Source organism: Stenotrophomonas sp. YJH_SMC_82, from assembly GCF_059368875.1.
In genome coordinates this window covers 827921-839478 of record NZ_JCAFSE010000002.1, presented here as the reverse complement: position 1 = coordinate 839478, position 11558 = coordinate 827921, and the positions used below count along the sequence as shown (strand labels likewise).

Here is an 11558-nt window from a genome sequence, read left to right as displayed (position 1 = left end):
AACCGGTGCGCCAATCCCGATAAACAATGCCCGCGAAGCCTGCTAGGATTGGCGCTTCGCTTCAATCAACCCGGCCGTGGGATCGGCCCCGGAGACTCTCTGAATGACCCGTATTATCGAGTTCCTGATCGCCTTGGGGATCGTGGCTGGCCTGTTCGTCATCATTGGCGTATGTCTGCCGGGCGAGCGTCACATCACCGAAAGCATCGAGACCAACCGCAAGATGACGATCGTGTACGACACGGTCAGCAGCCTGCGCCGCTTCAAGGACTGGAACCCGCTGGTACTGCGCGATCCCGCCGTTGAACTGAAGCTGTCCGGCCCGGCCTCCGGTACCGGTGCCACCCTCGACTTCACCTCCAAGGACCTGGGCACCGGTTCCTGGAAGATCACCGAAGCCGAAGAGAACAAGCGTGTTGTGATCGCCATCGAAGACGCCACCAAGGGTCACGACAAGGTCACCACCTTCAACCTGGAGCCGACCGGCAAGGGCGGTCGCAACGTCAAGATCACCCAGGACTACTCGGTGAAGTACGGCTTCGACCTGTTCGGCCGCTACGCCGGCCTGTATGTCAGCCGCCAGATCGGCGACGACATCAAGCTGGGCCTGTCGCGCATCGCCAACATGCTCGCAACCGTGCCGAACGTGGACTACCGCACGCCGGAAGCCCCGCTGACCGACCTGGCCATCGTTGAAGTGCCGGCCGAGAACCTGCTGGTGGTCAACGCCGGCAACGTGGACCGCGGTCAGGACACCATCACCAAGTCCATCAAGGACAACCAGGAGTGGATCAAGCGCGTGATGGAGGCCAATGGCCTTGAAGCCGCCGGCCCGTTCCGCATCATCACCACCGACTTCGGCCAGGAGAAGTACGCCTTCGACATCGCCCAGCCGGTGAAGAAGAAGGGTGCTGAAGGTGCTGCTGCCGACGAGCTGACCGTCAAGATCGACGGCGGCGCTCCGGTCAAGTACGTGCACGTTGCTCCGCACCGTTCGGCGCATGCGGCCTACACCGGCCACATGGCGGGTCTGGACGTGGCCCGCAACGGCCTGCGTGCCTGGGCCGTGACTTCGGGCAACGAAGTCATCGACCGCCCGTACGAAACCTGGAAGGACGGCATCGACAAGTCGTTCACCCCGGAAGCGACCTACGACATCTACTGGGCCGTCAAGTAAGCCTCGGCTGACCCATGTAGTGTTGGACACGAAAACGCGCCGCTCATTGCGGCGCGTTTTTTTTGATCCGGCGCCCGGCAAGGGGCGCTGCGCAAGGAGCCCCCATGTTCAATCTCGAACGTCGTGCACGTAAGCCGTCCCTGCTCGCCTGCCTGGGGGCGCTGCTGGCCGCTGCCTCGATCGGCCTGTCCGCCTACGCCTCGCATGGCGTGGCCGATCCGCTGGCGCAGCAGCACCTGAACATGGCGGCGCTGTACGCGTTCGCGCATGGTGCGGTACTGGTGGCACTCGGGCCGCGCGCGCACGGGGCGATCGCACACCTGGCGCTGTACGTGCTGCTGCTGGGTGTGCTGTTGTTTTCAGGCAGCCTGGTGGGCGGGGCGCTGTGGCAGTGGCCGACGCGGATGGCGCCGATCGGTGGCACCAGCATGATGGCCGGCTGGGTGGTGCTGGCGATCAACGCGTTGAGGCGGTGACGGCAATCCGGGTACAGCCGAGCATGGCTCGGCACGACATGGGGGCGTTGCGCGGCAGCTCCTGTAGAGCCGAGCCATGCTCGGCTTCGAGCGAAGCGGCCCGCTTTTGTCTTCGCTCTCTCGTTCCATTCCGCGTGCGGGCGCCACGAGGGGCTCAGCCGTTGGCAGGCCTCCAGCACCAGTGCCAGGGTTCGTAGACGATGCCGTGCGGGTTGTCGCGTGGGTAGCTCAGATGGAAGCCATGCCCGCCGGCATGCACCTGCAGCCAGGCGAACGCGTCGGTGGCTTCAAATGATTCCTCGGCCGGGGCATCGCCCGGTGTGCCGATGTCCAGCGCATGGCCGCTGTGGTGTTCGCTGAACCCCGGCGCTGCATTGACCTTCAGGATCTCCGTCACGCTCAACCCACGTGCCAGCTTCCGCTCGAAGATGCCCAGCTGGTAGGCATGGCTGCGGAAGCCGGAAATTGCGTCGAGCGCGATGCCCTCCCGTGCCGCCTGCAGGCGCATCCGCCGCCATCCCTGCGCGGCGCCACGGCGCAGCCACAGCGGGCGGCCGAAGCGGTCACGGCCGGCGAAGTGCAGCAGGCACGGTTCGGGCTGCAGTGGCAGGCCGCTGTCGTCGGCATAGCGCTGTGCATCCAGGCCCAGTTGCTGCAGGCGTTGCTGCAGCCCGGCCAGCGGCAGCCACTGTTCCTGCAGCGCAGCGCCGAACGGACGTGCCGCCGCTGCATCGAGCAGCGCCAGTGCGTCCTCGGCCCCGGGCTCGCGCGGCAGGCGTGGCACCAGCGAATGCACGCCATGCGTCGTTACCGCCGCCAGGTAGCGGCCATCGCGCTTGCGCCGCAGCACCCACTGTGCCTGCGACAGCAGGCGGGCATCCAGGTTGCTTCGTGCGCGCAGCAGGTGGGCGGGCCACAGCTCGATGGCCTCGGTATTGATCAGCAGGGGGGCGCGTCGTTGCATCGCCGCAGCTTACCGCCGAGGCGCCGGTGCGGCCACCTTGCGCAGTGCGTCCAGCAGCACCTGCGGCCGCTCCAGGCTGAGCAGCAGCGTGCTGCCATCGCTGACCGGCAGGGCGAGAACGCGCGTGCGGTCGGTGACCAGCGCGAACCCCTTGCCGCCGCCCTGCAGGCGGAAGTGGCCGGAATAGAAGCCCGGCATCGCATAGCCATTGGTCTTGAAACGAATGCCATAGCGGCGGTCACGCTGCAGGTCGACCACCTCGGCCTGGTCCAGCCGCAGCTGTGCCACCGGAACGCGGCGGCGGTACATCGTCGAGCGCACGTCCAGCACGTCGTCGGCCAGTTCCACCCGGCGGCGGAAGAACGCCGCGCCCAACCCGATGCCGAGCGCGGCGATCACCAGCAGGCTCCAGGCGGCACTGCCGCCCATCCGGAACCAGGGCGGCGACAGCGTCACTTCGATCCAGGGCGCCGTGGCCGGTGCCTTGTACAACTGCGCATACAGGCAGGCCACGAAGGCGGCGAGCAGGGGCAGCACGATCCACAGCACGCGCAACGGCGAACTCTCGGCCACCTCGTACTGCTTTGGATCGCTGGCACCCATGGCTCAGGCCTCCTTCTTGAATACCAGCATCGCCGGGCGCATCGGTGCGGGGATGATGATGTTGACCAGCTCCCAGCCCAGTTGGCCCTGACGGCTCAGTTCGCTCTGGATGTCCTCGGCCTTGAGCTGGCCCATCATGGACGTCTTGACCTCGATCGTCTGGTAGTTCCAGCGCTTGCTCATTCCTTGTCCCCCGAAGATGGCGTGGGTTTCGGCAGGCGTCCTGCCTTGCGCAGGGCGTCGCGCAGCACGTATTCGATCTGTGCGTTGAGGCTGCGCAGCTCGTCGTCAGCCCAGCGTTGCGCGGCGGCCAGGACGTCGGCATTGATGCGCAGCGGGTAGGCTTTCTTCTCACTCATGCAAGCTCCTGGCGGGGTGGTGGGGCACCCCGTTGCGAGGGTGGTTCAGTACAGCGAACCGGCGTTGACGATCGGCTGGGTACCGCGGTCCGAGCACAGCACGGTCAGCAGGTTGCTGACCATGTGCGCCTTGCGTTCTTCATCCAGCTGCACCACGCCGTTCTTCTGCAGTTCGGCCAGGGCCATTTCAACCATGCCCACCGCACCGGCCACGATGCGCGTGCGTGCGGCGATCACCGCGTTGGCCTGCTGACGCTGCAGCATCGCCTGGGCGATTTCGGCGGCGTAAGCGAGATGGCTGATGCGTGCGTCGATCACCTGCACGCCGGCGTCGGCCAGGCGTTCGGCCAGCTCGTTCTTCAGGTGCTGGGAGATCTCGCTGGCATGGCTGCGCAGGGCCAGCTGGCCGTCTTCGTGCTGGTCGTAGGGATAGCTGGTGGCCATCGCACGCAGCGCAGATTCGGACTGGATGTGCACGAAGCTCTCGTAGTCGTCCACGTTGTAGACGGCCTCGGAGGCGTCGACCACCTGCCAGACGATCACCGCGGCGATCTCGATCGGGCTGCCGTCCAGCTCGTTGACCTTCAGCTTGCCGCTCTCGAAGTTGCGCACGCGCTGGCTGACCCGGCGCTTGGCAAAGAAGGGGTTGTTCCAGCGCAGGCCGTTGTCCTTCACCGTGCCCACGTACTTGCCGAACAGGCTAAGGACCGCCGCCTGGTTGGGCTGGATGGTGTACAGACCGGCCAGGATGAACACGCCCAGCGCCACCAGCAGGGCGCCCAGCAGCATCAGCAGCAGGCTGGGCGAGCCGGTGCTGGCCTTGGCTGCCACGCCCACCACGAACAGGGCGGCGCCGGCGAGGCCGACGAGCAGGGCGCCGACCAGCGTGCCGAGGCCGTTGAGGGAAGACAGCGACTTCTCTTTCATGGCGGTACGTCCTTGAGGGTTCAAATTTAAGATATCAAAGTGATATCACCTGTCCACTACCGTTCGTCGGATGCCATGGTCAGGGTGCCCGGCCAGCTAGAATGCCCTCCCGCCTTCACATCGCTGCTGGAACCGCCATGGCCAAGCTTGGAACGCCGTTGTCCCCCTCCGCCACCCGCGTGCTGCTGCTGGGCTCGGGCGAACTCGGCAAGGAGGTGGCCATCGAGCTGCAGCGGCTGGGCGTGGAGGTGATCGCCGCTGATCGCTATGCCGACGCCCCGGCCATGCAGGTCGCGCACCGCTCGCACGTGATCGACATGCTCGATGCGATGGCGCTGCGGGCGCTGATCGCCCAGGAGCAGCCGCACCTGGTGGTGCCGGAAATCGAGGCCATCCACACCGAGACCCTGGTCCAGCTGGAACAGGAGCAGGGCCTGCGGGTGATCCCGACCGCGCGCGCCGCACGCCTGACCATGGATCGCGAAGGCATCCGTCGCCTGGCCGCCGAAACCCTGGGCCTGCCGACCTCGCCGTACCGCTTCGTCGATACCGAGGCCGAATACCGTGCTGCCGTCGCCGCCATCGGCCTGCCGTGCGTGGTCAAGCCGGTGATGTCGTCCTCGGGCAAGGGCCAGAGCACCCTGCGCAGCGAGGCGGACATCGCCCCGGCCTGGGACTACGCGCAGACCGGTGGCCGCGCCGGTGCCGGCCGCTGCATCGTCGAAGGCTTCATCGATTTCGATTACGAGATCACCCTGCTGACCGTGCGCCATGCCGGTGGCACCTCGTTCTGTGCGCCGATCGGCCATCTGCAGAAGGATGGCGACTACCGCGAAAGCTGGCAGCCGCAGCCGATGTCGAGCGCGGCACTGGCACGTGCCGAGGAGATCTCACGTGCGATCACCGACGACCTTGGCGGCTGGGGCCTGTTCGGCGTGGAGCTGTTCGTGAAGGGCGACGAAGTGTGGTTCAGCGAAGTGTCGCCGCGCCCGCACGACACCGGCCTGGTGACGCTGGTATCGCAGGAGTTGAGCGAGTTCGCGCTGCATGCGCGCGCCATCCTCGGCCTGCCGATCCCGGTGATCCGCCAGAGCGGCCCGTCGGCGTCGTGCGCGCTGTTGGCACACGGCGAGGGCGTGCCGTACTTCAACAACGTCGCCGCTGCATTGCAGGTGCCGGATACTGCCGTACGCCTGTTCGGCAAGCCGAGCGTGCATGGCCATCGCCGCGTCGGTGTCACCCTGGCGCGCGCGGAAACCATCGACGAGGCGCGCGCCATCGCGCGAGATGCCGCCGACGCCATCGGCGTCGAACTGCGCCCGTAAAGCAAAAAGGGGACGGAGGGGATTAAGTCGTTTGTGCCACAAACGACTTAATCCCCTCCGTCCCCTTTTCAGGGCCGTCGACTCTACCGCACGTCCACCCACACCAGGTGGTGGTCGCTGCCGTCGGCGATCTTCGCTTCCGGGCTTTCATTGGCCGGCCAGAAGATACCGCTGCCGACATATTCGAAACCGGTCGAGGGCAGTACGTAGTCCAGGCGCATGGTGCCGGACTTCGGGCCGAAATCGCCGGTGGCATGGAACGGTGCGCCCTTGCGCTCGATGCCCTTGGCCGCATAGGCCAGGCTGGTCTGCTCGCCACCGACGCTGCGCGGGGTGGGGTAGCGCAGCACGCGGGCGTTCTCGATCAGTTCGACGATCGCCTCATGGCGGCCATCGCCATCGACCGGGTCGTTGTTGAGGTCGCCGAGGATCACGAAGCGCGCGTCCTGGGCCAGGCCGCCGCACTGACCCTTGTCGTCGCACAGCCATGGCTTGTCACCCTTGGACAGGTATTCCTGCCACAGGCGCAGTTCGTCATGGTTGCGCGCCGCGTTGCGCTTTTCCGGGCCGTCGAACACCGGCGGGGTCGGGTGCGACACCAGCGCGTGCACCACGCCGGCCGGGGTCTTCACCGGCACGTCCCAATGCGACTTCGACGACAGGCGCAGCTGCGACCACACATGGTCGTTGTAGAAGCTCTGGCCGGTACGTGGATCGACCGGTCGGATCGCGCCCGGCATCGCGCTCCACTTCAGCAGCTGGAAGCTGCGCACCCTGGCTTCGTCGATCGGGTAGCGCGACAGCACCAGCATGCCGTACTGGCCCGGGTGCAGGCCGTAGCCCCAGGCATCGTTGCCGCGGCTGCGGCCTTCGCCACCGACCACGCCGTTGTTGTCCAGGTCCAGGCCGCTGGGCACGCCGGTGTTGACCGGTGCCAGATAGCGGTAGGCGAAGTGCAGCGGCTTGCCGCCACCGGGCTGGGCGACCTCCAGGTAGCGCTTCTGGAACAGGTCGGCGGCGCGATGGGCGTCGTCGAAGTCGAATTCGTTCAGCAGCACCAGGTCCGGGCGCACCTGCTGCAGCACTGCGGCGATCTTGCGCGCGTGTTCGCTGTCGCCTTCCAGCTCCTTGATCAGGCCACCGGCGTCATCGGAGTACAGCGAGGTGTTGTAGGTGGCCAGGCGCAGCGCAGCGGACGGCTTTTCGGTCATCGCAGGGGACGTGGCGAAGGCAGGGGCGGTGGCGCCGCAGAGCAGGGCCAGGGCGAGGATCAGGGGATGGCGGCGGGTCATGTTCATGGGCCATATTGTGCACCCGGCCCGGTGTCAGCGGTTTGTCAGCGCCCGTCCAGATCCTTGTCGAAATCGTGCCAGCGGCGGCCATCGTAGGCTTCCAGCGGATGGAAGCGGCGCTTGTAGTCCATCTTCTGGTGGCCGCGGATCCAGTAGCCCAGATACACGTGCGGCAGGCCCTCGCGGCGTGCCCACTCGATCTGCTGCAGGATCGCGAAGGTGCCCAGCCCGCGCGTGGCGTGGTCCGGGTCGAAGAAGGTGTAGACCGCCGACAGGCCGTGCTCGGTGACGTCGGTCACCGCTACCCCCAGCAGCTGGCTGGGCTGGCCGTCGTGGCCGGGCAGGCGCATCTCCATGAAGCGGGTGTGCGACCAGCTGCCGATCAGGAACTGCTCGAACTCGTGCGGGCCGTGGTCGTCCATGCCGCCGTTGGCATGGCGGTGGGTGAGGTAGCGGTGGTACAGCGCGAACAGGTCATCGCGGGCGGTGGCGGCGGTGATCCGCACCTCCAGGTCGTCATTGCGGGTGGCACAGCGGCGCTGGCTGCGGTCCGGGGCGAAGCGGGCCACCGGGATGCGCACCGCCACGCAGGCCTGGCAGTGCGCGCAATGCGGCCGGTAGACCAGGTCGCCGCTGCGGCGGAAGCCCCAGCTCAGTGCCAGTGGATAGAGCGCGCCGAGGCGGCGGTCGTTCGGGTCCAGCACCAGGTCGCGTGCCACCCGGTCCGACCAGTACCCGCAGGGGTGCTCGCCGGTCTGGAAAAGTCGCAGTTCGTCGTCTCTGTCGCCATGTATCGCCATGGGCACAGCATAGCCCCAGGTTGTCGCAGTGGCGGCGACTGTCCGCCGGATGAATGGAATCGGCAGTAGCGTCAACCGACGTCGCGCCCGGGCGTTGTTGTCCCCCGAGGGTGAAGTGATCACCCCGACGCTGTTCCCATCCCCAGGAGTGACCTCATGATCCGTACCCCCCTGCTGCTGGCCCTGCTGCTTGGCACCTCCGCATCCGGTATCGCGCTGGCGGCCGACACCCCGGCCACGCCGGCACCGCGCCCGGCCAAGCTGGATACCAACGGTGACGGCGTGATCGACCGCAGCGAGGCGGCCGCCAACCCGCGCCTGGCCGCGAAGTTCGACGAGCTGGACAAGAACAAGGACGGCAAGCTCTCGCGCGACGAGCTGCCGCGCTGGCAGCATGGCCGTCGTGGCCACGGCGGTGAGCGCTGGGCCGCGCTGGACGTCAACAAGGATGACCGCATCAGCCGCGAGGAAGCCAAGGCCGATCCGCGCCTGGCCGCGCGCTTCGACCAGCTTGATCTGAACAAGGACGGCTACCTGGACAAGGCCGACCGCGAGCTGCGCATGAAGCAGCATCGTGATGCCTGGTTCGCCGCCGCCGACACCAACAAGGACGGCCAGCTGAGCAAGGCCGAGTTTGATGCGGCCAAGGGCCCGATGCATGGTGGCCCGCGCCATGGCGGTCCGCGCGACGGCGGCGCACCGAAGCCGCAGCGCTGAGGATCAATGCAGTGATGACGACAACGCCGGCGGCACTGCCGGCGTTGTCCGTTACAAGCGGCCGCTGCGCATCAGCGAGTACGCCACAAGCGCAATGACCATCAGGTTCATGGCGATGATGGCGGTGCGGCCGTACATCGATTCGAACTTCCAGTTGATGCCGGTTCGCCCGCGCCGCGCCGAATCGCGCGCGATCATCGGCGCCATCACCCGCTGCAGCGTCACCAGGCACTGGTAGTTGACCACGCCCAACCCGACCGCCAGCACCGTCAGCTGCGTCCAGACCGGTGCCTGCAGCACCACAGCCAGCAGGATCGCCAGGCACCAGAACATGCCGGTGGTGATGTTGAGGTAGAGGAAGCGGCGCACATCGGCCCGCTCTGCCGCAGTTTCGGTGTACGACATCAGGAAGCGCCCGCCGAGATAGCTGCCGATCGCGCCACCGGCAACGCCACCAATGACCGCCCCCCAGCTTTCGGCCGGCAACACATGCAGCTGGCCCAGGGTGGCGGTCAACGAGCCCATCGCGGTTCCACCGGCAACGCTGGCGCCGCCGAGGCCGAGCTTGCTGCCGCCGATGCCGACGCCGGTGCCGAGCAGCACCGCTGCACTGGCGGTGCCGGGCGCGGCCACCAGCACCATCGACACCACGGCGGTGGCGAATGCAGCGCTCGGCGCGCTGCTGCGGGCGAATTCACCGAAGCGCTGCAGCAGGCCTTCGCGCACCAGGGCACGTGCACGCGACAGGCGCTTGCGCACGGCTGCATCGCTGAGCCCGAGCAGGTCGGCGACCTGTTGCGAGCGCTGTCCTTCGCGGTAGTACAGCAACAGGACTTCGCGGCTGTCAGCGGGCAGGGCGGAGATGATGTCCTCGGCGGCGATCTCCTCTTCCACCCGCTGCAGGCGATCAGCCGCACCTGGGGCCGGGTCGGCGGCCATGCCCATCGCCACCTCCGCGGCCTCGCCGGTCAGCGGCCGGCCGCGTTGCGCACGCAGCCAGTCGCGGGCCAGGTTGCGGGTGATCTGCCGCAGCCAGGGCAGGAAGCTGGTCGCGCTGCGCAGCTGGTGCAGCTGCTGCCAGCCCTTCACGAAGGCCTCCTGGGCGATGTCCTCGCTGGCCTGGCGGTCGCGGGTGATGGCCAGGGCGATGGCGGTGACCGTGTTCTGGCAGGCCAGCACGATACGGCCGTAGGCGTGCTGGCAACCGCTGGCGGCGGCGGGCAGTTCGCGTTCCAGGGTCTGGTCGATCGATGCGGCGAACGTCGTCATGGCGGCGGCTCTCCTGCTGGGATTGTGTCCCATGACGGAGCCGCGCGCCCAATGTGACCGACTTTCTGTGCTGACAAAAAAGGGGACGGAGGGGATTAAGTCGTTTGTGCCACAAACGACTTAATCCCCTCCGTCCCCTTTTTGCAGTTGCCGGCCAGCGGCGGGTACGACCCGTGAGTTACTTCGATGGCTGGATGCGGACCCGGACTTCTTCCTCTTCCGGTGCGGCCTGCGGGGCCGGTTGCGCCTGCTGCGGCTGGGCCTGCGGGGCAGGGGCCGGTGCTGCCGGGGCCGGGGCACCGCGATGGCGCAGGCCGATCACCAGCGCCACGCCGGCGATCACCACCAGCAGGGCGATGCGGATGCGCCAGGCCCAGCTGCGGCCGCCGCTGCCCTGTTCCGGCGTGTCGCGGAAGGCGAACTCGGCGGTCGGATGGTCGCGGCGGGTGGTGTCGAGCAGGCGCGCCTCACGCAGGATCTCGCGTGCACGCGGCTGGTCGTCGGCGCGCACGATCCATACCGCCGGGTAGGCGTTGGCGTTGCCGAGGTCGGTATAGCTGAACTGGCCGCGGCGACGGGTCTTGTACGAGCGCCCGTTGGTCACCTTGACGTCGATGCCATGCCCGCGCAGGAGCTCGGCCACGCCTTCGACGGTTTCCACGCGCTGGCTGCTGAAGATCTGGCGCATGGGTTTACTCCTTGGCCGGCACGGCGGCCGCGGCAGCCTGGTCGGGAACCACGCGGATCAGGCCCTCCTGCGCGGTGCTGGCCACCAGCACACCATTGCGGGTGAAGAACTGGCCGCGGGCCAGGCCGCGCGAATCCTGCGCGCTGGGGCTGTCCAGCGAGTACAGCAGCCAGTCGTCGGCACGGAACGGGCGGTGGAACCAGATCGCGTGGTCGAGCGAGGCCATCTGCACGTGCGGGTGGTAGTAGCTGATGCCGTGCGGGAACGTCGCCGTGCCCAGCAGGTGGAAGTCCGAGGCATAGGCCAGCAGGGCCTGGTGCAGTTCCGGAGCATCGCCGACCGGCTCGCTCAGGCGCAGCCACACCTGGTGGTAGGGCGGGCGCTTGGGCGGGTTCAGTTCGTCGCGCGGGTAGACGTGGCGGAATTCGAACGGGCCGCCGCGCGACAGCCAGCGCTGCACCTTGATCGGCAGCCGCTCCAGCACTTCGGCCGGCAGCGGCCGGTTCGGTTCGATGTCTTCCGGCTGCGGCACTTCGGGCATCTTGTGCTGGTGCTCGGCGCCGGTCTCGGCCTGCTGGAACGATGCCGCGCAGAAGAAGATCACCTTGCCGTGCTGGATCGCGGTGACCCGGCGCACCGAGAAGCTGCCGCCGTCGCGGGTACGGTCCACGTCGTAGACGATCGGGTGGTCGATGTTGCCGGCGCGCAGGAAATAGGCGTGCAGCGAGTGCACGTGGCGGCCGTTGTCGACCGTGGCCTGTGCCGCGGCCAGCGCCTGGCCCAGCACCTGCCCGCCGAACACGTACTTGGTGCCGATGTCGCGGCTCTGCCCGCGGAACAGGTTGTCCTCCAGCCGCTCCAGCGTGAGCAGGTCGATCAGCTCGGAGACGACGGGTTCGGGCGTGTCGTTCAAGGGGGCGGCCACAGCAGTGAAAGAGGGCCTGATTATACCGGTCAGGGG

The 11558-nt window shown here is 67.6% G+C and carries 14 protein-coding genes; 4 read left to right on the top strand and 10 right to left on the bottom strand.

Annotation, left to right across the window (positions count from 1 at the left end; genetic code table 11):
* The first annotated feature begins 103 nt into the window (after window positions 1-103).
* Both AC5P53_RS11580 and AC5P53_RS11575 read left to right on the top strand, forming a co-directional pair.
* On the top strand, window positions 104-1177 hold the full coding sequence (locus AC5P53_RS11580) for a polyketide cyclase (protein ID WP_014646355.1): 1074 nt from the start codon (window positions 104-106) through the stop codon (window positions 1175-1177).
* 104 nt (window positions 1178-1281) lie between these two features.
* Entirely contained in the window at window positions 1282-1653 is a 372-nt protein-coding gene (locus AC5P53_RS11575) for a DUF423 domain-containing protein (RefSeq protein WP_014646356.1), read from the top strand.
* 154 nt (window positions 1654-1807) lie between these two features.
* Here AC5P53_RS11575 and AC5P53_RS11570 read toward each other — a convergent pair whose 3' ends face one another.
* The 5 genes from AC5P53_RS11570 to AC5P53_RS11550 are packed head-to-tail and all read right to left on the bottom strand — an operon-like array spanning window position 1808 to window position 4506.
* Window positions 1808-2617, bottom strand: coding sequence for a M15 family metallopeptidase (locus AC5P53_RS11570; protein WP_046429507.1), 810 nt, complete (start codon window positions 2615-2617; stop codon window positions 1808-1810).
* Between the two features lie 9 nt (window positions 2618-2626).
* Entirely contained in the window at window positions 2627-3220 is a 594-nt protein-coding gene (locus AC5P53_RS11565) for a PH domain-containing protein (protein WP_014646358.1), read from the bottom strand.
* 3 nt (window positions 3221-3223) lie between these two features.
* The gene (locus AC5P53_RS11560; protein ID WP_111205856.1) at window positions 3224-3403 is read right to left on the bottom strand and encodes a DUF4177 domain-containing protein; all 180 of its coding nucleotides are present in this window, start codon (window positions 3401-3403) and stop codon (window positions 3224-3226) included.
* Window positions 3400-3579, bottom strand: coding sequence for a type II toxin-antitoxin system antitoxin (locus AC5P53_RS11555; RefSeq protein WP_014646360.1), 180 nt, complete (start codon window positions 3577-3579; stop codon window positions 3400-3402). Before AC5P53_RS11555 ends, AC5P53_RS11560 begins: the two co-directional genes overlap by 4 nt.
* Before the next feature lie 45 nt (window positions 3580-3624).
* Window positions 3625-4506 (bottom strand): SPFH domain-containing protein, encoded by an 882-nt coding sequence (locus AC5P53_RS11550; protein ID WP_014646361.1) that lies wholly within the window; start codon window positions 4504-4506, stop codon window positions 3625-3627.
* A gap of 137 nt (window positions 4507-4643) precedes the next feature.
* On the opposite strand from AC5P53_RS11550, the gene purT reads away from it, so the two are divergent.
* On the top strand, window positions 4644-5831 hold the full coding sequence (gene purT, locus AC5P53_RS11545; protein ID WP_014646362.1) for a formate-dependent phosphoribosylglycinamide formyltransferase: 1188 nt from the start codon (window positions 4644-4646) through the stop codon (window positions 5829-5831).
* 83 nt (window positions 5832-5914) lie between these two features.
* Here the strand turns inward: purT and AC5P53_RS11540 are convergent, their stop codons facing one another.
* Together AC5P53_RS11540 and AC5P53_RS11535 are read right to left on the bottom strand one after the other, a co-directional pair.
* Window positions 5915-7129 (bottom strand): endonuclease/exonuclease/phosphatase family protein, encoded by a 1215-nt coding sequence (locus tag AC5P53_RS11540; RefSeq protein WP_032961376.1) that lies wholly within the window; start codon window positions 7127-7129, stop codon window positions 5915-5917.
* A 38-nt stretch (window positions 7130-7167) separates the two neighbouring features.
* The gene (locus AC5P53_RS11535; protein WP_100449614.1) at window positions 7168-7923 is read right to left on the bottom strand and encodes an arginyltransferase; all 756 of its coding nucleotides are present in this window, start codon (window positions 7921-7923) and stop codon (window positions 7168-7170) included.
* Window positions 7924-8079: 156 nt separating this feature from the next.
* On the opposite strand from AC5P53_RS11535, the gene AC5P53_RS11530 reads away from it, so the two are divergent.
* A complete protein-coding gene (locus AC5P53_RS11530) occupies window positions 8080-8640 on the top strand; it encodes an EF-hand domain-containing protein (protein WP_126411831.1) in 561 nt (186 codons plus the stop codon).
* A 51-nt stretch (window positions 8641-8691) separates the two neighbouring features.
* Here the strand turns inward: AC5P53_RS11530 and AC5P53_RS11525 are convergent, their stop codons facing one another.
* From AC5P53_RS11525 to tesB, 3 genes are all read right to left on the bottom strand, one after another.
* Window positions 8692-9909, bottom strand: a complete 1218-nt coding sequence (locus AC5P53_RS11525; protein WP_126411832.1) for an RNA polymerase sigma factor — start codon at window positions 9907-9909, stop codon at window positions 8692-8694.
* A 178-nt stretch (window positions 9910-10087) separates the two neighbouring features.
* Window positions 10088-10597, bottom strand: coding sequence for a pathogenicity-like protein (locus AC5P53_RS11520; RefSeq protein ID WP_053494920.1), 510 nt, complete (start codon window positions 10595-10597; stop codon window positions 10088-10090).
* A gap of 4 nt (window positions 10598-10601) precedes the next feature.
* Window positions 10602-11522 carry an acyl-CoA thioesterase II gene (gene tesB, locus AC5P53_RS11515; RefSeq protein WP_005408551.1) on the bottom strand — a complete coding sequence of 307 codons (921 nt, stop codon included), beginning with the start codon at window positions 11520-11522 and terminating at the stop codon, window positions 10602-10604.
* Window positions 11523-11558: the final 36 nt, after the last annotated feature.